This is a genomic window from Pseudoalteromonas sp. AS84 (assembly GCF_038900255.1).
In the GTDB taxonomy this organism is placed as follows: Bacteria; Pseudomonadota; Gammaproteobacteria; order Enterobacterales; family Alteromonadaceae; genus Pseudoalteromonas.
Genome location: NZ_JBBMQY010000013.1, coordinates 73,538 through 94,987 on the forward strand (window position 1 = coordinate 73,538; position 21,450 = coordinate 94,987).

18 protein-coding genes are annotated in these 21,450 nt (G+C 38.8%); 7 read left to right on the forward strand and 11 right to left on the reverse strand.

The window, feature by feature from the left end:
- Positions 1-8: 8 nt before the first annotated feature.
- The 4 genes from WNY79_RS13805 to WNY79_RS13820 all read left to right on the forward strand — a co-directional run bounded on the left by WNY79_RS13805 (position 9) and on the right by WNY79_RS13820 (position 5,510).
- Entirely contained in the window at positions 9-1,172 is a 1,164-nt protein-coding gene (locus tag WNY79_RS13805; RefSeq protein ID WP_342876122.1) for a hypothetical protein, read from the forward strand.
- Between the two features lie 90 nt (positions 1,173-1,262).
- Positions 1,263-2,057 (forward strand): hypothetical protein, encoded by a 795-nt coding sequence (locus WNY79_RS13810; protein WP_101226467.1) that lies wholly within the window; start codon positions 1,263-1,265, stop codon positions 2,055-2,057.
- Positions 2,054-2,266, forward strand: a complete 213-nt coding sequence (locus WNY79_RS13815; protein ID WP_342876123.1) for a hypothetical protein — start codon at positions 2,054-2,056, stop codon at positions 2,264-2,266. Before WNY79_RS13810 ends, WNY79_RS13815 begins: the two co-directional genes overlap by 4 nt.
- A 184-nt stretch (positions 2,267-2,450) precedes the next feature.
- Positions 2,451-5,510, forward strand: a complete 3,060-nt coding sequence (locus WNY79_RS13820) for an ATP-binding protein (RefSeq protein WP_342876124.1) — start codon at positions 2,451-2,453, stop codon at positions 5,508-5,510.
- 25 nt (positions 5,511-5,535) lie between these two features.
- Here the strand turns inward: WNY79_RS13820 and WNY79_RS13825 are convergent, their stop codons facing one another.
- The 6 genes from WNY79_RS13825 to WNY79_RS13850 all read right to left on the reverse strand — a co-directional run bounded on the left by WNY79_RS13825 (position 5,536) and on the right by WNY79_RS13850 (position 12,772).
- Positions 5,536-6,369: a UDP-2,3-diacylglucosamine diphosphatase gene (locus WNY79_RS13825; RefSeq protein ID WP_170070847.1), complete on the reverse strand. Its 834-nt coding sequence runs from the start codon at positions 6,367-6,369 to the stop codon at positions 5,536-5,538.
- Between the two features lie 591 nt (positions 6,370-6,960).
- Entirely contained in the window at positions 6,961-8,685 is a 1,725-nt protein-coding gene (locus WNY79_RS13830) for a proline--tRNA ligase (protein WP_024599556.1), read from the reverse strand.
- Between the two features lie 89 nt (positions 8,686-8,774).
- The gene (tsaA, locus tag WNY79_RS13835; RefSeq protein WP_342876125.1) at positions 8,775-9,479 is read right to left on the reverse strand and encodes a tRNA (N6-threonylcarbamoyladenosine(37)-N6)-methyltransferase TrmO; all 705 of its coding nucleotides are present in this window, start codon (positions 9,477-9,479) and stop codon (positions 8,775-8,777) included.
- 205 nt (positions 9,480-9,684) lie between these two features.
- The gene (locus WNY79_RS13840) at positions 9,685-10,254 is read right to left on the reverse strand and encodes an outer membrane beta-barrel protein (RefSeq protein ID WP_024599554.1); all 570 of its coding nucleotides are present in this window, start codon (positions 10,252-10,254) and stop codon (positions 9,685-9,687) included.
- 273 nt (positions 10,255-10,527) lie between these two features.
- Positions 10,528-10,992, reverse strand: a complete 465-nt coding sequence (locus WNY79_RS13845) for an acyl-CoA thioesterase (RefSeq protein WP_007586808.1) — start codon at positions 10,990-10,992, stop codon at positions 10,528-10,530.
- Between the two features lie 133 nt (positions 10,993-11,125).
- A complete protein-coding gene (locus WNY79_RS13850) occupies positions 11,126-12,772 on the reverse strand; it encodes an electron transfer flavoprotein-ubiquinone oxidoreductase (protein ID WP_342876126.1) in 1,647 nt (548 codons plus the stop codon).
- Positions 12,773-12,993: 221 nt separating this feature from the next.
- Here WNY79_RS13850 and WNY79_RS13855 point away from each other — a divergent pair, with 221 nt between their 5' ends.
- On the forward strand, positions 12,994-13,743 hold the full coding sequence (locus tag WNY79_RS13855; RefSeq protein ID WP_342876127.1) for an electron transfer flavoprotein subunit beta/FixA family protein: 750 nt from the start codon (positions 12,994-12,996) through the stop codon (positions 13,741-13,743).
- On the forward strand, positions 13,744-14,670 hold the full coding sequence (locus WNY79_RS13860; RefSeq protein ID WP_342876128.1) for an FAD-binding protein: 927 nt from the start codon (positions 13,744-13,746) through the stop codon (positions 14,668-14,670).
- Between the two features lie 140 nt (positions 14,671-14,810).
- Here WNY79_RS13860 and asnS read toward each other — a convergent pair whose 3' ends face one another.
- On the reverse strand, positions 14,811-16,208 hold the full coding sequence (asnS, locus tag WNY79_RS13865; protein WP_007586801.1) for an asparagine--tRNA ligase: 1,398 nt from the start codon (positions 16,206-16,208) through the stop codon (positions 14,811-14,813).
- Between the two features lie 297 nt (positions 16,209-16,505).
- Here asnS and WNY79_RS13870 point away from each other — a divergent pair, with 297 nt between their 5' ends.
- Positions 16,506-16,940: an ATP-binding protein gene (locus WNY79_RS13870; RefSeq protein ID WP_342876129.1), complete on the forward strand. Its 435-nt coding sequence runs from the start codon at positions 16,506-16,508 to the stop codon at positions 16,938-16,940.
- 62 nt (positions 16,941-17,002) lie between these two features.
- Here WNY79_RS13870 and WNY79_RS13875 read toward each other — a convergent pair whose 3' ends face one another.
- From WNY79_RS13875 to WNY79_RS13890, 4 genes are read right to left on the reverse strand one after another with little or no spacing between them, the layout of a single operon-like run.
- Positions 17,003-18,019, reverse strand: a complete 1,017-nt coding sequence (locus WNY79_RS13875) for an ABC transporter ATP-binding protein (RefSeq protein ID WP_182753611.1) — start codon at positions 18,017-18,019, stop codon at positions 17,003-17,005.
- A gap of 14 nt (positions 18,020-18,033) precedes the next feature.
- Entirely contained in the window at positions 18,034-19,533 is a 1,500-nt protein-coding gene (locus WNY79_RS13880; RefSeq protein WP_342876130.1) for an iron ABC transporter permease, read from the reverse strand.
- Positions 19,533-20,573 carry an extracellular solute-binding protein gene (locus tag WNY79_RS13885; protein WP_165735182.1) on the reverse strand — a complete coding sequence of 347 codons (1,041 nt, stop codon included), beginning with the start codon at positions 20,571-20,573 and terminating at the stop codon, positions 19,533-19,535. Before WNY79_RS13885 ends, WNY79_RS13880 begins: the two co-directional genes overlap by 1 nt.
- Complete coding sequence (locus WNY79_RS13890; RefSeq protein ID WP_024589225.1) at positions 20,574-21,386, reverse strand: hypothetical protein; 813 nt, start codon at positions 21,384-21,386, stop codon at positions 20,574-20,576. It abuts the gene before it with no gap.
- Between the last annotated feature and the right edge of the window lie 64 nt (positions 21,387-21,450).

A 21,450-nucleotide genomic window follows, 5' to 3' on the forward strand; every position in this document is an offset into this window, starting at 1 on the left:
AGGGAATTTTGGCTAATTCAATTATATTAAAATCACTATTAGAAACGATTAAATGGCTATTCATTTGGCTAACTGTAGCAGGGCTTGTACTAGGTGTTTTAAGTCAAGGTTTGTTTTTTGATACAAGTGATGGGCTTGATGTTTTATTAATTCTTGCGCTTTTGATGTTCCAACATCGATTAAAATTTGATGAACACAATAATCAAATAGATGTAAAGTTGGGGGCTTACTTTTTTAAGAAAGAAATCTTCACGTATAGTCACCACACCATTGATACAAACAGTATAAACACAATATCGTTTAGAGCAGATAAAGCTGTAAATATCATAGATATTAATTACACCTCAGTACAAGGCAAATTGAGCACTTATACGTTTAGGTGTTTCAAGCAAGCTAAACAAGCACAGCTAATAGTGAGTAAACTCTCAACCGTTGAGCGCGTTTATACAGCTAAACGTGAAGAGGCCGAGGCTGAAAAAACAAACTCAGTAACAGTAAACAAATTTTCAAAAATATTTCCGCAAAACACTATTTTAGGTAATGCTGAGGCTAAAAATAACCTTTCTATACTTAGGTGTGCGCTACCGCTCCCTGATAGTAAGAAAAGCTTAGTTCACATTATCGTAGTGTGTTTTGCTTTGCTTACGCTATTTATTGCGTTTTCATCACAAAATTGGAAACCCTCTTTTGCATTTTTAGTAATAACTTATGTAAGTTATTACTTTGCTAAGGTTATTGTTTGTAATAAATACTATTTTATAAAAACAGCGCCTTTAAGCTCCATAATAATAGATGATGATGAACTTTATTTACCCGCGTTATTATTCACTGATAAAACACCGCGCACACTAACTAAGCAGGATATTATTAGTATTGAGGCTAAGTGGAATTACGATTACGACTCAGTTGAAGGCACGATTGGCAGAACTTCAAAAAGGTCGCATTTAATCTCACTAGTATTTAATACAACAAAGGGGCAGAGTATCCCACTGTCTCATTGGAGTGTTGATAGTAAAACACTCGTGTTTTCATTATTAAAATATAAATATCCAGTATCGTTAGACAGAACAAGCCAAATGGTTTACCCATTTAAACTTCATGTTGGATTATTCGTTTTTATGTTTATACTCATCATACTTGCTATGAGCCTACCAAAAGTTATATCTATTTAATGTAATAGGTACTTTAGTATAGGCGCTAATAATAGCTAAATACGATGTGGTTTCGTCGATTTTTAATTACTAAATTTTAAGGATGAAATTTTGAAAAATATATTTAAATTTATAATCGTTCTCACTGCAAGTTTATGTGGACACGCAAACGCGCAAAACTACCTTTCACTCAATTATCAAGTAACTAAAGAACTAAATCATTTCGCATACATTAAAATAAAAGTCACCGATAAATACCTTCGTACAGACTATGTTTTGCCAAATAAAACCTTTACAGAAATGACTATTAAAGATGATGGACAATATATTTTAGATCATCAAAAAAATATCGCATACAGATTGGATTATTCTGTCAATAAAGGAAATGCTGATAAAGCTCTTACTGATATGATGAAATATGCGCCAGGATTAACTGAAGAACAAATTTATGAAATGAGTCTTGATCCTAAAAACGACCCTAATAATTATATTGCCTACGAAAAGGAGGGCGAAAATTTATTTATAGGATATTTTGATGATGAAAAAGTCCAAACAGTAAAAACGAGCTCATTCCCAAACCAATTTCTATCATCTGCTGAATATACTTGGCTTTTAAAACGAGCACGCGAAGATACTTATTTTGGAAAAGCGTTTGTTGGTTTTTTAGATGTGCCTTTAATAGATTTTATGCGTAAATTTAAGTATGAAACAAATCAAATACCGACGGAAATCTCACTGCACAATGAAGGGAAAGCAGTTTTTTTAAAGACTGTTAATAACAGTAACATAGATGAAGGAGAGCTTGAAATAGAGCCTCAGTTTATAATTAAGGATATAACGCATGAATCGATTCAATTTTTGAAAAATTTAGAGAGTATTGCTAGGGAACAAGGAGTAATAGAATGAAAAAAACCACAAAAAAACTCATTAGATTAATGGCTGCGTCACTTATTGGTTTAATGCTTTTGAGTTATGGGCTCTTAGCAATGACTCTTGATACTGAGTCTAATCCAATAATCAACTATATGTGTATAGGAGGAGGGTTTATTTTCTGCATGGTTATAGTCATCTTTGTTGTGAAAAAAGGTCTGAACAATCAGAGCATTCCTAAATAATCCTTTAGGTTCAACGTTTGTTTATCTTGGATTAACCTTTTGCAAATACAGCTTTTTAGGTAGTACATTAGTACTTAAATATTTAAAAACACCAGAATTAATAACGACAAATGATTAGTTAGATGGTCCAATTCTTTCTTTAATGCTCTATACTAATAACAATAAAAATTTATGGTGAAGGTAAATGCTAAAAAGAAATATTTTGTTGAATGTAACAAAAAATAATAAATTAATGCTCGTTGCAACAATAACATTTGTTCTTATAGCTTTGCCTTCTCTATATATGTTCGATCAAAAAGTAAGAAGTGATGTTTACCATTCAGCTCAAATAGAATTAAAACGTGAGCTTGAAACAAAAAGCCTTTCACTAAAAAACCATCTCAAAGATAGTGTTACCGCTATTCGCTTTTTAGACGCTACCCCCCCGATTAAAGGCATTACTCGCGCCACTGAAAACAAGAAAATAGATCCCTTGTTAGGCACGCACATTGACGTTTGGGAAGAACGCTTAGCGAGCATTTTTAGTGGTTTTATGCGCACAGATGACAGCATACTTCAGGCTCGCTATATTATTCTCGCAGATGGTGGACAAGAAGTTGTCAGGGTTGATCGAAACCAGCTAGGGGAAATTAATCGACTTCAAGGCCTGCAATTACAAAAAAAAGGTCAACGCGATTACATGATAAAAGCGAGCATGCTCGATAATAAAAGTGTTTATATTTCTCCTATTAACTACAACCGTGAAAATGGGCAGATACAAGAACCCTATATAAGTACTTTTCGTGTAGCTAAGCCTGTTTTTGATGAAAAAAATAAGATATTTGCAATATTAGTCACTAACTACTTTGCTGATAAATTAATAAAAAGTTTAACGGTTGAATCGCCAGATGGAACACACATTTACCTCATGAATAATGAAGGTGAATTTCTATATCATCCAAACTCTCAACTGCGCTTCGGATTTGAATTTAATAAAGCGAAAACGTGGACTGAAGAATTTTCCGCTGCAACCACAATGCTAGAGCAAGGTACTTTACCGCTAAGTAATTACCCAATTTCTTATACATTAAAAAAACGTATTTCGCTTGAGGGTGATATTGCGATGTTACCTTTAGAGCTTGGTGTAAGTGTTAATACTAAAACATTGTTAGTAAAGGTTAGTGAAAGGCGTCAAAACTTTATTGTTATGCTACTCATGTTTTTTGGTATATTTTTAATTATTGCCTTTTTATACCAACGTTTCATCAACCGTAAATTGTTAATTAATTCGTTAAAAGAGCAAAATAATAAAGTAATTGAAAACTCACTGGATGCTATTTTTACAATTGAGCAAACTGGCGAAATAGTTCACTTTAACAGCACGGCTAAAGAGGTTTTTGGTACTTCAATTACAGGTGTTAGTCCTGACTTTGTCTCTTTATTTAACTTAAATGAAGTCGATAGCAACTGTATAGAAGAGACTATTTCAAACGGGTCAAAAATGCCGTTTGAAGCTATCTACACAGATGGTTATGGCAATAAACAATACTTTTCAATTACGCTCAGCAGTATTTTTGATGTATACAATAACCGTTATCAAGTAGCGGCTATTTTAAGAAATATTAGCTCCTTAAAAAACACTCAATCAGAGCTTGAAGGTTTGAACAGTACTTTGGAGCTAAAAGTATCACAAAGGACTGTTGAGCTAGAGCGCGCAATTGATCAAGCATTAGCAGCAAGCCAAGCAAAAAGTGATTTTGTAGCAAATATATCCCACGAAATCCGTACACCGATGAATGGCGTTTTGGGTATGCTTGAAATGCTCAAAGAAGATGGCTTAAGCGAACAACAATATCATTACCTAAAACTAGCCAACAGCAGTGCTAACTCATTGATGAACTTGATTAACGATATTCTCGATTTTTCGAAAATAGAAGCGGGTAAGCTTGATATTGATAATCATACATTTGATGTTGTTACAGTATGTAGCGATATGATTAGCTCTTTAGCGTTACAAGGCCAGCGCAAAGGTCTTGAAGTATTTTTAGATACTAAAGATGTAGTAGACAGAATGGTTATTGGCGACAGCCATCGCCTTAAACAAATTTTAATTAACTTAGTTAATAATGCTTTTAAATTCACTCACCGAGGTGAAGTAAGTCTAACAATTGGTTCTAAGTACATTACCGACTCAAAGTTATTAATGAGCTTTACAATAAAAGACACTGGTATTGGTATAGCACCAGAGAACATAGACAAACTATTTGAAGTGTTTACACAAGAAGACTCAAGCACAACCCGCCACTTTGGTGGTACAGGCTTAGGTTTATCTATATGTAAAAAGCTCGCTCAGTTAATGGGTGGTAATATCACTGTTATAAGTGAAAAGGGCGTTGGTAGTACATTTACAGCAACGGTTGAGCTACACGTCGCACAAGAGAAAAAACTAAATACAGGTATTGAACTTGCTACTAGCATTAGCGTAGCTGCATTAATAGCGCGCGATAATGTCTATCAAAATGTGTGCGATTTGTTGCTATTAACTTGTAAAGTAAATGCAGAAAACATTATAAGACTCGACTACTTTAGTGAGCATAAAGAGTTTGAGGCTGACTTATTATTGATTGATGATGAACACCCTCAAATTGATGCCCTTATTAATTACTGTAAACAGTTTAATAAAAAGTACGTCTTAATTTTACGCGACATGGTGACCGATAAACCAACTAAAATGGTGTTACCTGAAGGTAGCCATATTTTAAATAAACCGCTTACCCAAGATCAATTCAGCTATAAATTAGCAAGCTTATTTGGTGCTAGTAAAGACTGTATTATAGCGCCACCCAAAGGCTTAACAGAAGAACAAGTAGAGCCTGACCTTTCTGCTTATCATATATTATTAGTAGACGATAATATGATAAACATTGAAGTAGCTAAGGCGATTTTAAAACGAACTAAAGTAAAAATCACCTGTGCATCAGATGGCGTAGAAGCATTAGAAGCATTGAGAGAAAACACAGAACAATCCTTTGATGTAATTTTAATGGACTGCCAAATGCCTAATCTAAATGGGTACGATACAACAAGTGAAATCAGAAATAGTAAAGCCGGAGTCGATTACACACACATTCCTATTATTGCTATGACAGCAAGCGCGATGGAAGGTGATAGAGAGCGTTGTTTAACTGCAGGCATGAACGACTATATTACTAAACCAATCAAGCCAAGAACGCTAAAAGATAAGTTAATCACCTGGCTAAGTTAATAGTTATTAATTGTGAATCAGCTGCTTATGCAGCTGATTTTTTTGGTTTAGCATCCGTCGATATATTTAACTTTGTTATGTCGGCGCTATCGAGTACGGATTGTGTGTCTGACCAATGTAGTAATTCAATTTTTCCATCTTGCTGCTCTACCAGCGCTGTACAGCTCTCAATCCAATCTCCATCGTTACAATACATAATTCCGTCATCTACTTTTATTTTGGGATGATGAATGTGTCCACAAATAATACCGTCTACGTTTTGCTTTTTAGCTTCATGAATTGCGGCATCTTCGAAGGCTTTAATTGCTTCACGTGCTTTGTGTACGCGAGCTTTTATCCATGATGCAAGCGAGTAGTAATTACCACCAAATAGCTTTCGAATACGATTGGTCCAGCGGTTTAAAAATAATAAAAAGTCGTATCCTGCATCGCCCGCGATACTAATAAGTTTGTTATAGCGTGTCGCGGAATCAAAATCATCACCGTGTACGAGTAAAAAACGTTTATTAGCTTTAGTGGTGTGAATAAACTGCTGGTGGATTTCAATACCAAATAACGTTTGATTTATATAGTTCCTAAACGTTTCGTCATGATTACCGGGTATATAAATGACGCGTGTACCGTTAACTGCTTTTTGTTGTATACAGCTCAATACTTGATAATGCGAAGGGTGCCAATAAAACTGTCTTTTCATCGACCACAAATCAATAATATCACCCACTAAATAAAGTGTGTCGGATTCTACCGAGTTTAAAAAATCGAGCAAATAATCGGCTTTACAGTCTTTGTAACCTAAATGAACATCTGATATCCAAATAGTAGGGTAGTGTTGTTTCTTACGCTGTTGATTGTTTGTCATGCCCGTTATCCATAGTGTAATAATTAACACTGTAGATAAACCCAATGACACTTATGAGACACTTTAGCGAAGCCTCTATGACAATTTATACAAAGTCATGCAATTAAAATATTTATATAGAGCTAGGGCGTGTTGACCTTTCGTGATTGATTTTACAGCAGACTGTTTGTTTTTAGGCAAGGAAGATCATATGTAGCGTGGTTATTCCCCATAAATAGGTGATAACGCAGTATAAATGCCAAACATGCGCTGCCCTTTGAGTTCTTATAGGGGCTATTAGCTCCTTGTTGCCTACATAGATGTCGGTAAGGGGCGTAAGCAGGACGCGGAAGCTTTGCTCGGCTTTTACTTATTCTTACATGGATGTAAGTCAGTAGAATAGCGCAGGAGCAGTTATCGAGTCTACTAGGTTACAAGCTTCGCGCTGCGATTAAATCGCCCCTAGATTGAACAAATTTCAACCCACGAGTTCAATGCGCCTTAGGAAAGGTGAGTTGATGATAAGCTACCATTACGCATTGCTATTAATTGCGCATAAAAAAGGCCGCATTTTAAATGCGGCCTTATAGTCTGTTCTAAGCGTGGGTGTTATTAACCTTTAACGGCTGCTTTAATTGCATCAATTGCTGTATCGATATCAATCATTAGCTTTTCACCTGTACGGCGGTTTTTAAGCTCAACTTTATTCTCGTCAAGGTTACGCTCACCAATTACTAGCGTAAATGGCACACCAATTAGCTCCATGTCATTAAACATAACGCCAGGGCGCTCTTTACGATCATCAAATAACACATCAAGACCTGCATCTTTTAAACCTTGGTAAAGGTTATTTGCAATATCAGGAATACGATGCGATTTGTGCATGTTCATTGGAACAATTGCTAAATCGAATGGCGCGATTGATTTTGGCCAAATGATCCCGTATTGATCGTTGTTCTGCTCAATAGCAGCGGCAACAATACGTGAAACACCAATACCGTAACAACCCATAGTCATTGTTTGGTTTTTACCACCTTCGTTTAACACGCCGGCTTTCATGGCTTCTGAGTATTTAGTGCCAAGTTGGAAAATATGCCCAACTTCAATACCGCGTTTAATTTGCAAAGTACCTTCACCACATGGGCTCATATCGCCTTCAACAATATTACGAATATCAGCAACGTCGTAATCAGTTACGTCACGATCCCAGTTAATACCGCTGTAATGCTCGTCGTCTTTATTTGCACCGGCAACAAAATCAGCAAGTATGTTAGCTGTTCTATCAACAATAATAGGCATTGATAAGCCAACAGGGCCTAATGAGCCAGGCTTTGCGCCAATAGCAGCAACAATATCCGCCTCTGTTGCCATTTCAAGCGGAGAGTCTACTAATGGGTGTTTTTCAGCTTTTAGTTCATTTAATTCGTGATCGCCACGAAGTACTAAGGCAACTAAACCACGTACTTCATTTTCATCAGGCGTACCATAAACAATTAACGTTTTAACACCGCGATGTGGCTTAACACCGTAGTGTTTTTTAAGCTCGTTAATAGTTTTAGCGTCAGGTGTTGGAAACGCTTTAAGCTCTTTTGATGCTTCAGGGCGAGCTTCAATAGGTGCCAGTGCTTCAGCTTTTTCAATGTTAGCGGCGTAATCACTGCCATCACTAAATGCAATTGCATCTTCGCCCGATTCAGCAAGTACATGAAACTCATGCGATACGCTACCACCAATAGAGCCTGTATCGGCTATAACAGGGCGGTAATCAAGGCCTAAACGCTCAAAAATGTTACAGTATGCTTTGTGCATTGCTTGATAAGTTGCATCTAAACACTCTTCACTTAAGTGAAAAGAGTAGGCATCTTTCATTGTAAATTCACGAGCACGCATTACCCCAAAGCGAGGACGACGTTCGTCGCGTACTTTAGTTTGTACTTGGTATAAAGTAACCGGTAGTTGTTTGTAGCTGCTTATTTCTTTACGAACAAAATCTGTAATAACTTCTTCGTGTGTTGGGCCAAGTGCAAACGTACGGTTATGACGGTCTGTAAAGCGCATAAGCTCAGGACCAAATTCATTCCAACGACCAGACTCTTCCCACAAATCAGCAGGTTGAATAACAGGCATTAGCATTTCAATGGCGCCAGCTTTGTCCATTTCTTCACGTACAATGTTTTCTACTTTACGTAGCACGCGTAAACCAGAGGGTAACCAAGTGTATAAACCCGAAGCGACGCGACGGATCATACCGGCTCTAAGCATTAACTGATGCGATACAATTTCAGCATCTGATGGCGTTTCTTTAAGTGTTGCGAGTATATATTGGCTTGTACGCATGTTTTTTCCGAAATAGAGTAATTATATTCTTTTAATAGAGCTTAAGTTTACCAGCGGATGCTTTTACACTAAAGCGCTAAGTGAGTTATTTAGTTTTTTTCTATGCTTGTTACTAAGTTATGTGCATCATTAACCTGCCAGCGAATATTAAAGTCATAGAGAGTCATCCCGTAGCTTTGCATTTCTTCTTTTTGTTTTTTATAAGCAGGGCGAGGATCTTGTTTTAAAACATTGGTTATAAAATCATGTAAGTCTGGGTATTGTGTTTGGGCATTAACGAACTCAATTGCCTGAGGGCTAAATTCAACCGTCATTTGTGTTTCAGGGCGCGTGTCAGCAAAGCCAGCGCTTGCATCGGGCATTGAGTCTGAATAAGGCAAATACGGTTTTATATCAATGATTGGTGTGCCATCAAGTAAATCAATCCCAGCAAGTAATAAGCTAAGCTGTCCGTTTTTATATTCAATGCCTTCAAGTTTTACAGCGCTCATTCCAATCGCGTTGGGTCTAAATGTAGCGCGGGTAGCGAATACGCCTTTTCGCTCATTACCACCTAATCGTGGAGGGCGTACCATAGCAGAATAACCTTTATCAGCTGTTTCATGAAAACGAAATAGCAACCAAATATGAGTAAATTCATCGAGCCCGCGTACAAATTCTTCGCGATTAAAATCAGGTGTAAAAATAAGCTTTGCTTTAGCTTGGGGCACTAAACGCGGTTGCCTAGGTATAGCAAACTTTTGTTTATAAGGAGATGCAATGTGGCCAATAGCCGAAATGGTGTAATCGCTCATAGTACTCGGGTACAAATAAAATAGAGCGCTATTCTACCCGCATTTAGTCTTTATCGCATTAAGGTAAGAAAGTTTATTACTTATAAACCGCTCGGTTTAAATCTTTAATTAGACTGAATGGTTTATATGAGTGTATTAATTAAAAAGAGCCTGAAACAAAAAAGGTAAGCCCTTAGGCTTACCTTTTATACATGTTAAATATTAATTAAAACATGTACTGAACTGATACAGATGCTACATCCATATCTGGATCAATATCGTCATCAAGTTTGTAGCGTTCGTACTCTAAACGAAATTGTACATTTGTTGTAAGTGCGTATTCAATACCCGCACCGTAAAATGCATCACCACCATCTGTAGAAGCTGTTACACCGCCTACTGGTAAATCTTGTGTGTAATCAGCATCCCATTCAAGCCAACCGCCTTTTGCATACACAGAAAAGCTCTCAGTGATAGGATAGCCCAAACGTGCGGCAAGCGATACGCCATCAATTTCAGCTTTGCTGTCGATATCACTCACTTCATCAAAGTTTTGATATGCAAGCTCTAAGCTTAAGTATTCATTAAATTGTGCACCAACGTAACCTTTAAGCATTTGTGCATCGTCGTCAAAATCAGTGTCGTTATCGCTATCTTCAAATTCAAAAGAATATTGACCGTAACCAATACCTGTGTAGATACGTGGAGAATCGAAATCAGAAATGTCAGCGTGTGCTGCAGAGTTAAAACCCATTGTTGCTAAAGCAAGTGCAGAAAGAGAAAGTGTTTTAATCATTGAATAGCTCCTTTAAAATAATTTAAATGTTTGATTAAACTTATCAAACGACAATTATCTAGTTGCAGCGAACATGCCAATTTTAAAAATGATATTAAAACGCCATAATAGCTACTTTTGTATTAGTTATTATGGCGTTTAGATTGTTTTATAAACAAACTGAACTTTTTGATGATTTTGTTTTCAAATACAAGTTGTATGTTTTACAAAACATTATGAGTTTTTTACATGCCTATAGGTATAGGATACATTCTTAAATGATTATTTTGGTATCTAAACTGTATGAAGCAAGTTTTCTGTTTCTATCGCAATTTCTTTCATTTTTATAGCGTAGTTTTCTAATTTAATATCTTCTTCTGTTACAGCTTTAAATGAAGGCACTTCTATAGGATAGCCAGTTTCGTCCATAGCAATAAAACTAATAACACAGTGGTTTGTTTCTACCATGTTCTGTGTTTTTGGGTCGCCACATCTAACTTGAATAAATATTTGCATGCTACTTCTACCCGTATGGGCAATTTTAGCTTCTACTTCTACAATTTGGCCTACTAGAATAGGGCGTCTAAATTTAACACCTGCAACCGAAACCGTTACACAGTAATGACCACTCCAACCAGCAGCACAGGCATAGCCTGCTTGGTCAATCCATTTCATGACGGCCCCACCATGAACTTTACCTCCGAAATTTACATCGGTAGGCTCTGCTAAAAAACGAAAAACAACTTTTGACGACGGCATAGATAATACTCATATTTATTAAAACTACTATTAGCATAACGTAAAAAAGGGGCCGAAGCCCCTGCAATTTAGGATATGTTTATAATTTATATGTAAAAATAGTACTTAAATACGTATCTAGCGCATAATTTAGTTACATATTCGGATAGTTTGGCCCACCAGCGCCTTCAGGTGTTACCCATGTAATGTTTTGACTAGGGTCTTTAATATCACAGGTTTTACAATGCACACAGTTTTGAGCGTTTATAACAAACTCTTTACTGCCTTCTACTTCTTGCACTTCGTAAACGCCTGCTGGGCAATAACGCTGTGCAGGCTCATCAAATTTCACTAGATTTACGTTAATAGGGATTGACGCATCTTTGAGCTTTAAATGACACGGCTGTGATTCTTCGTGATTCGTATTTGATAAAAACACACTTGAAAGTTTATCAAAGCTCAATTCCCCATCTGGTTTTGGATACGCTATTTTGTCTGCGGCGTTAGCATCAACAAGGGTAGAGTGATCGGGCGTATTATCTTTAAACGTAAACGGTAAAGCGCCATTAAAGATATTTTGATCAAGCGTGTTGTATGCACCACCTATAAACTTACCTAATTTGTGCATAGCAGGGCCAAAGTTACGAGATTGATATAGCTCTTTGTATGCCCACGTTTTTTCAAACGCAGTTTGATAATTGGTTAAATCGGTATTTGCTAATTCATTTTGCAGTGCGTCAAAAATAACCTCAGCGGCAATCATTCCCGATTTCATTGCAGTGTGATTACCTTTAATTTTTGCAAAATTAAGTGTGCCTGCATCGCACCCTACAAGTAATCCACCAGCAAAATGCATTTTTGGTAATGAATGTAAGCCGCCTTTGGCAATAGCACGCGCACCGTATGCAATACGTTCACCGCCTTCAAGTACCTTTTTAAATACAGGATGGTGCTTAATGCGTTGAAATTCATCAAATGGACTTAAATGCGGATTTGAGTAATTTAAATCAACAATTAAACCGACAACAACTTGATTTTTTTCGCTGTGATACATAAATGCACCACCATTAGTATCGCCGCTGAGTGGCCAGCCTGTACCATGAACTACTTTACCTAGCTCATGTTTACTTTCATCTATTTGCCAAATTTCTTTAAAGCCTAAACCGTAATGTTGTGGCGATGAATCTGCATCAAGTGCAAATTCATTAATTAGCTGCTTACCTAAATGGCCTCGGCAACCCTCAGCAAAAATAGTGTATTTTGCTCTAAGTTCCATGCCTGGCATGTAACCGTCTTTTTCATTACCGTCTTTGTCGACTCCCATATCGCCAGTAATAATGCCTTTTACTGCTTTATCTTCAATTATTAAAGAGTGAGCACTAAATCCTGGGAATATCTCTACGCCTAAGTTTTCAGCTTGCTCTGCAAGCCATCGACATACATTACCCATAGACACAATGTAGTTACCATCATTATGGAATGTTTTAGGCGTAGCAAAGTGGGGGATAGATGTCGCTTTTTGCTCATTATTAAACCAATAAATTTCATCGTTAGTTACTTTGGTTGTAACAGGGGCGCCCAGTTCTTGCCAGCTTGGTAGTAGCTCATCCAAAGCTTTGGTTTCAAATACAGCACCAGATAGTACATGTGCACCCACTTCAGAACCTTTTTCGACTACGCAAATCATGCACTCTTGTTGTTTTTCTTGTGCTAATTGCGCCAGTTTTATTGCACTTGAAAGCCCAGCAGGTCCTGCACCAACAATTACTACATCAAATTCCATGGTTTCACGTTCGACCATAATAACCTCTTTATCTATGACGGACTTATTCGAATGTTTACTACGCATTTAAATAAGGTGTACAGCCTATTTATAACCTTGCAAATTAAACGTTACAGACTGTGAATAGTTAAAGGTTATTTTAGGTTGACGTTTACGTCAACAGGAAGTAGTCTAATTTCATAAAATAAATAGGTTGACGTGCACGTCACCTTGTAGGTTTCAATAATTATGGAGTTCCTATGAAAGTTCTCGTACCAATAAAAAGAGTGATTGATTACAACGTAAAAGCACGCGTTAAAAGTGACAACAGCGACGTTGATTTAACCAACGTAAAAATGGCAATGAACCCGTTTTGTGAAATTGCTATAGAAGAAGCCATTCGCCTTAAAGAAGCCGGTACGGCCAGCGAAGTTGTTGCTGTTACTATTGGTCCTAAAGCATCGCAAGAGCAATTACGCACAGCACTAGCACTGGGTGCCGACAAAGCCATTCACATCGAAACCGATGAAAAGCTCGAGTCACTCCATATTGCAAAGCTACTCGCTAAAATTGTAGAGCAAGAATCTCCTGAACTTGTAATTTTAGGCAAACAGTCAATCGATTCAGATAATAACCAGACAGGTCAAATGCTAGCGGCTTTAACTAAACGTGGCCAAGGTACATTTGCATCCAAGGTTGTTACTGAAAATGGCAAAGTAAACGTGACCCGCGAAGTTGATGGGGGCCTGCAAACGGTAGCACTTAACTTACCAGCGGTTGTTACAACTGATTTACGCTTAAATGAGCCTCGCTATGCATCACTGCCAAATATTATGAAAGCCAAACGTAAGCCGCTTGAAGTAATAGCAGCTGATTCGCTTGGTGTTGATTTAACACCGCGAATTCAATTAATAAGCGTAGAAGAGCCAGCTAAACGTACCGCAGGAATTATTGTTGAAGACGTTGCACAGCTTGTAGAAAAATTAAAAACAGAGGCAAAGGTGATTTAAATGAAAACACTCGTAATTGCAGAGCACGACAACGGTGCCTTAAAACCAGAAACCTCAAAAACTATTAACGCTGCAGTAAAAATGGGTTTTCCTGTTGATGTACTTATTGCAGGTAACAACTTAAGCGCAATGAGCTCACACGTTGCTAGCATTGATGGCGTAAATAATGTTTTAGTTGCCGATAATAGCGTTTATGAACACCAGTTAGCTGAGAGCATGGCCGATTTAGTTTTATCGCTTAGCGATGACTACAGCCACATTGTTGCAAGTGCAACGACAACAGGCAAAAACTTTATGCCACGTGTTGCCGCGCTTTTAGATGTTGCGCAAATTTCTGAAATTATCGCAGTAGTGGACGCAGATACATTTAAACGTCCAATTTATGCAGGTAATGCAATCGCAACGGTTAAATCACTCGACAGTAAAAAAGTAATTACCGTACGTGCCAGTAGCTTTGATTTACAAGGCGAGCAATCAGCTGTTGCTATAACAAATGTAGATACAGTATCAGGTTCGCAATTAAGCAGCTTTGTAAGTGTTGAGCAAACAGAATCAGAACGCCCTGAGCTTACAGCTGCTAGTGTGGTCATATCGGGTGGTCGCGGTATGCAAAACGGCGAAAACTTTGCATTACTTAATGGTATTGCCGATAAACTAGGTGCAGCTATTGGCGCATCGCGTGCAGCAGTTGATGCAGGCTTTGTACCTAACGACATGCAAGTAGGGCAAACAGGTAAAATTGTAGCGCCTAACTTATATATTGCAGTAGGTATCAGCGGTGCTATTCAGCATTTAGCGGGCATGAAAGACTCAAAAGTAATCGTTGCGATTAATAAAGATCCTGATGCGCCAATATTCCAAGTAGCAGATTACGGCCTAGTCGCTGATTTATTTGAAGTGCTACCTCAGCTTGAAGGCGCTTTATAACGCTTAATTAAGCAAAATTTATTCTGGTTGAAAGCCGTGGTCCTCTTAGAGTGCTGCGGCTTTTTTATACGGTAAATTAAAAACACAAAAAAACCAGCCAATTGGCTGGTTTTTAGTATTTATAAACGGCTAACTTAGTATTAGTAAGTTGCGCTGCCTTTAGTACGAGGGAAGGCAATAACGTCACGTACGTTGCCCATACCTGTTACATAAGCAACTAAGCGTTCAAAGCCTAAACCAAAGCCTGAATGCGGCACGCTACCGTATTTACGTAAATCGCGGTACCAGCTGTAATCTTCTTTGTTTAAGCCCATTTCTTCTAGGCGTGCATCAAGTACATCAAGGCGTTCTTCACGTTGTGAACCACCAATGATCTCACCAATACCGGGTGCTACTACGTCCATTGCAGCAACTGTTTTTCCGTCTTCGTTTTGGCGCATGTAAAATGCTTTAATATCGCGCGGGTAGTTTTTAATAACTACCGGTGCTTTAAAGTGTTCTTCAGCTAAGTAACGTTCGTGCTCAGACTGTAAATCAACACCCCATTCAACAGCGTACTCAAACTTTTTACCACACGTTTTAAGGATTTCTACCGCGTCTGTGTAATCAACTTGTGCGAAGTCTTTATCTACAAATTCTTCTAAGCGAGTAATTGCGGTTTTCTCTACACGTTGTGCAAAAAATTCCATGTCATCACGGCGCTCTTCAAGTACGGCTTTAAATACATACTTAAGCATGTTTTCAGCAAGTTTTGCGATGTCTTCTAAATCAGCAAACGCAACTTCAGGTTCTACCATCCAAAATTCTGCAAGGTGGCGAGATGTATTTGAATTTTCTGCACGGAATGTTGGGCCAAACGTGTAAATTTTTGACATTGCAGACGCGTAAGTTTCGCCGTTTAATTGGCCAGATACAGTAAGGAATGCTTCTTTACCGAAGAAATCTTCGCTGTAATCAACTTCGCCTTTATCTGTAAGCGGTAAGTTTTGCATATCAAGCGTTGATACACGGAACATTTCGCCAGCGCCTTCACAGTCACTTGCCGTAATGATTGGCGTGCTGATCCAGTAAAAACCTTGCTCGTGGTAAAAACGGTGAATAGCTTGTGCTAAACAGTTACGTACACGTGTTACTGCGCCAATCATGTTTGTACGAGGGCGAAGGTGAGCATGCTCACGTAAGTACTCAATGCTGTGGCGCTTTGCTGACATTGGGTATGAATCTGGATTCTCTACCCAACCTAATACAGTCACAGTGTTAGCTTGAATTTCGTAAGATTGACCTTGGCCAGCAGATTGCACTAAAACACCAGTAACCGACACAGAACAACCGGCTGTTAAGCTAGTAACTTCATCATAATTATTCAGTGAATTAGGAACTACCGCTTGAATAGGATCAAAACACGAACCGTCATGAACGGCTAAAAATGAAATTCCTGCTTTTGAATCGCGGCGAGTACGGATCCAGCCCTTAATTGTTACTTGGCTGTCTACCGCAACATTGCCTTTTAATAGCTCTGAAATCGCTAAATGGCTCATCTTCACTCCAATGATATAAGTTGCCTAACTATTTTATTTTAACTGTGCGCAACACTCGGGCATAAATTGCACATAAACGGCGCTGCACTTGAACCCTGTATCTTACCTAGTAAAGTTGAATAAAAAAACTATTGTGGGCAACTCTTTAAAAGTTTTTATGCATGCGGTTTATTTTTAAACAGTTTTTAGAGTTTAATTGCCACTATTATGATTTGTTGCTCTTAAATTTAATGATTTTGTGGCATTATTAACAAACAAATCAAATTAATATTTATTCACACTTAAAAAATCGATGCTATGAAACAAGTTTTTATTTTACGAGGACTACCAGGAAGCGGTAAGTCTTACTATGCGCAAAGCCTTGCTGACGAATTAGGTGGAGTTGACGAAAGCCAATACCTAATCTGCTCAACTGATGATTACTTTATTAACGAGCAGGGCGAATATCATTTCGATAAATTTAAATTGTCGCAATTTCATAATTTAAACTTAGCGCGTTTTATAAATGCACTTGCTCAAAATATGCCATTGGTAATTGTAGATAATACCAATATTAAAAAGTGGGAATTTATAGCGTACTCGCAAGCTGCTGTTGCTTTAGGCTATCAAGTAAAAGAAGTAATAGTGGGTGAAGTGAAAGACAAATCAATGCAGCACCTATATGCTAAACGTAATTCGCATAATGTTCCGCTTAAAACAATAAGCAAAATGGCCTACATGTTTGAGTGGTGATTTGCTTTACCGTATTAATTTAAAAAGCCCATATAAATGGGCTTTTTTAGTTTTAAGCTGTGCTAGTTAGCTTTTGTGTAAACCGCTAGTGGGTGGGATGTACTTAGTGATACATGTACTTCATCGCCAGGGTTTACCACAACTTCATGGCTTACTCGACTGGTTACAACAGTAGAGCACGCAAGTTTTACAGCGCACAAGCGGCTGCCACCTTCAAAACGGACCCAAATTACTTCGCCGTTATTGCCAACACTGCTTTGAACAAGTAATACATCGTCTGGTCGAAGTAGTACATCAACGTCGCCACTTTCACAGTCAACGCCATGAGCGGGAGCATTACCAATTGAAGTAGTGGCTTGTCCTTGGCTAAATTGGCCGCTAATAAAGCTCGCCTCACCTAAAAAACGTGCCACAAAGCGATTGTTTGGGGTACTAAAGCAGCGCTCTGGCGTATCAATTTGTTGAATTTCACCGCCTTTTAAAACGCCAACACGATCGCCAACAGAAAGTGCCTCTTCTTGGTCATGTGTTACCCAAATAGCAGGTACGCCAGCGGCTTTAAGTGCGTTTCTAATATCCCAGCGAAGCATGTCTTTAAGGGCCGCATCTAAGTTAGAAAGCGGCTCATCAAGTAATACAAAATCAGGCTGGTGGGCAAGGGTACGCGCAAGTGCAACGCGCTGCTTTTGGCCGCCAGAAAGCGTTGCTGGTTTTTTATCTCTAAAATCGCTCAGTCCAAGTAGGTTTATCCAATACTCAGCAGGGGCTGTATCTTTTAATCTAAAGCAAATGTTTTGCTGTACGGTTAAGTGCGGAAATAACGCAAAATCTTGAAACACCATACCTACACTGCGTTTTTCAGGAGGTATTGTTAATTTAGGTGTAGCACGCCATTTACCCGTGTTTATTTCGCCTTCGCTAATAGGTATAAGGCCAGCAAGGGCTTGTAAAATTGTACTTTTACCACAACCTGTTGGCCCTACAAGCATAAGGATTTCGTTTTCACCTAGCGATAAGTTTAAATCGCTTACTACGCGGTTACTGCCATAATCTATAGACAACTGACTTACAGATAGCATTGTTTCTTAAATCCTTAATGTTCAAACTGGTTGCGTTTTTCGCCAGACATCATAATAGCTAACCCGCAGGCAGATATAACTACTAACAATAATCCAGGAATAGCGGCGCGACCAAAATAGCCCGCTTCGTATACACGCCATAAATAAGTAGAGAGTGTTTCAAACCCTGTTGGGCCAAGTAGTAGCGTGGCTTCTAGTTCGCGCATTGACTCTAAAAACACCAGTGCTGCACCGGCAATAATACCGCGCATAGTTAAAGGCAATGTTATGCGAGTAAATACTTCACGTGGGCTTGCCCCTAATACGCGCGCAGACTTTACTAAGCTTGGATCTAAGTGCTCAGTGCTTGTTCTAACAGAGCCCACAGCAAGTGGTAAAAATCGCAGCATATAAGCAATAATAAGCAATCCCAGTGTTTGATATAAAAACGGTAACTGCAAACCACCGTAAACAAGCGCTGTGCCCATTACTATGCCCGGAATACCAAAACCAAAGTAAGTAACACGCTCCATTATACGACCCGCTTTTCCACTCAGTGCGGCATGTGCAACGGGGATCGCAACGATAACAGCTACAATTGCCGCAATACCCGATGCATACGTAGAGTTCCACGCAATATTAAAATCAAATGAGCTAAAACCATCACGAGCTAACCAAAGCGAAAATATAGCCAAAGGTAAGCCAATAGCAAGCAGTAAAACAGGTGCAAATGTAACAAACATTGCACTTAACTGTAATTTGTTTGGAAATAAAATTAACGGGCGACCATTGCGCTCAGGCGCTGTTTTTATTTGTGATTCAACTAAAAGTAAAAAACCGACAATAACCATCAGTTGAAGTGAAAGCATTGCAGCGCGCCCTAACGCAAAGGCGTTGTATTCAACATAAATTACGCGGGTAAAGGTATCTAGGCGCATCATTGCGGGCGTCCCAAAGTCTGATAACGTATAAAGCGCGACTAATAATGAGCCTGCTGCAATACCGTTAACTACGCGGGGTAATATAACTTTAAATATACTTTGCGTCATCGACATTCCAAGCGTACGCGCGGCATTAACCATGCTCGCGTCAAGGCTCAGTAGGGATGAGCGAGTTGTCATCATTACAAATGGAAAAGTATAAAGCGTCATTACAATGGCAGCGCCGGTTAGGCCATACATTGATGGGGTTTCTATTCCTGTTAAGGTGTTTATTTCGCCACCGGGGCCAAAAGCTGCATAAAGGGTAAATGCGCCAATATAACTGGGAATTGCCAGCGGCGCTGCAAATACAACCAGCCAGAGTTTTTTAAATGGTAAATGTACATATGCGCTAATAAACGCCAGTGGCACACCAATCAAAATAGATCCGAGTACCGTTAAACCCATTAACGATAACGTGTTTCCTAAAATTTTTAGATTGTGGGTGTCAAACACTGAACTTGCATCGCTTGCAAGCACAATTAATACATAAACAGGGGTTAGCGCAACAAGCGCTGCAAGCAGCGCCATTGGATAAGAGGCTGGTATTTTCATTACAATACGCCGCTGCTTCGCATCAAATCTATAGTAGGGCGTAAATCAGCTAGCTGTGTTAAATCTACTTTAGGGGGAGAAATATCAGCAAGAGACGGCAAACCTTTAGGTTGAATAATACCATTTACTAACGGAATTTCGTACGCTTCACTGGCTAAGTAACCTTGTACTTCTTTACTCAGTAAGTAACGCATAAAGTTTGTTGCAAGCGGATCGTCGTTAAGCGCTAATACACCCGATGCATTGACTAAACAACCCGCATCATTTTGTGTAAATGCTAAATCTAGTTTGGCATCAGGCTTACCTGATTTTAAACGCAAAGTGTAATAGTGATTTGCAAAACCGATATCAACTTCACCGCGTTCAACGCCCATAACAACACCTAATTCTCCAGCGTATGTTTTAGCGCGTTTTTTAATCTTTTTAAGCCACTTAGCGGTTTTGTCGTCGCCTTCTAAAATTCGCATTGCGGTTACAAACGATTGAAAAGAAGCGTAGGCGGGCGCCCAACCAATGCTTAAGTCGCTGTCGGCAATTTCCATAATGCTTGTTGGAATTTGATCTTTGGTCAAACGCGACGTGTTATATGGCAATGTACGAATACGGCCAGTTACAGGTGCCCACTCTTTATATCTAAATTGTGGTTGTAACTGAGCAGATAAATCACCTGGGATAGGTTGTGCAAGACCTGCATCGGTTACCAAACCAATTGCGCCTGAGTCAACCGCCCAAAATAAATCAGCGCGGCGAACACCGGCTTTAGCTTCTGCGACAATGGTATTTGCTAAAGCAGCAGTAGGACCTCGGCGTATACCGAGTTTAAAGTCTGGATTTTTTTTCTGAATTGCTTGTAATACGTTTTCATACAAACCACCTTCGCCTCGGCCTAAATAAAGGGTTAACTCACCTTTAAGCTTTGGTAAATCATCAACAGAAACTGGGTTTGCTATATCAGCGGCTAGCGCGCGAGAAAGAGGTAGTGGCAATGAGCCAACCACCCCTAACGCAGCTAGGCCTTGAATAAAGGTCCTACGCTTCACTTAAAATACATCCTTACGGGCTTTTTCGGCTTTTTCTATTAAAACCTTAGCGCGGTCTAATTTTGTTTGCATATCACTGATCACATCGCGTACTTCATCTACGCTTTTGCTGTTTTTAATTGCTAGTGGCAGTGTTACGTTAAAGTCTTTTTCCAGCACTTCAACTAGGTTAGCGTCTTGCTCAATAAGTGTACCTTCAACGCCTTCAAACAGGTGTAGATAAGTATCGTGAACAATTTCAGTTGCTTCGTCTTGTAAACGCTCAGCAAATTTAGCTACTACACGGTCTAATTTGTGCTTAATTTCATCAATTGTGGCACTTTGTGTCATTTCTTTTGTAGCGGTTGCTTTTACAGTGTCTAACAAGCCTTTTTGCTGGAATTTTGCAGCAAGCTTAACAGCCCCAAGGCCTTGCCACAAGGCTATGTTCATCGCTTTTTGTTGTTTACGAACTTCCTCAGCAGGCTGCTTATTATCAATGGCCATTTTTACGCCATAAAGACCCTGCCAAATAGAAGCGTATACCGGTACAAAGTTAGTTTCTATTGCGCTGTGAAACTTAACTGATTCCCAATATTCAATTAAATCATCAGTTTTTACAGATTTTGCGCCTTTAGTATCGTAGTCGCTTACCATGGTATCAACTTTGCCTACCATCCATTCTACTTCTTCTGCGTAACTTTTAAGGTTAGCTTGAAGATGATTAACATGCTCGCCAATAGGGCCGTTAGCTAATACTGGTTGAGCCATAAACGCCGAGGCTAGTAAAAGGCTTGCACCTAAAGTTTTGGCTGGTTTAAATAGTAATTTCATAGCAAAGAAGTCCAAAAGGTAATTGTAAATGATAGCCATTATCATATCCATAATGATTGCCAAA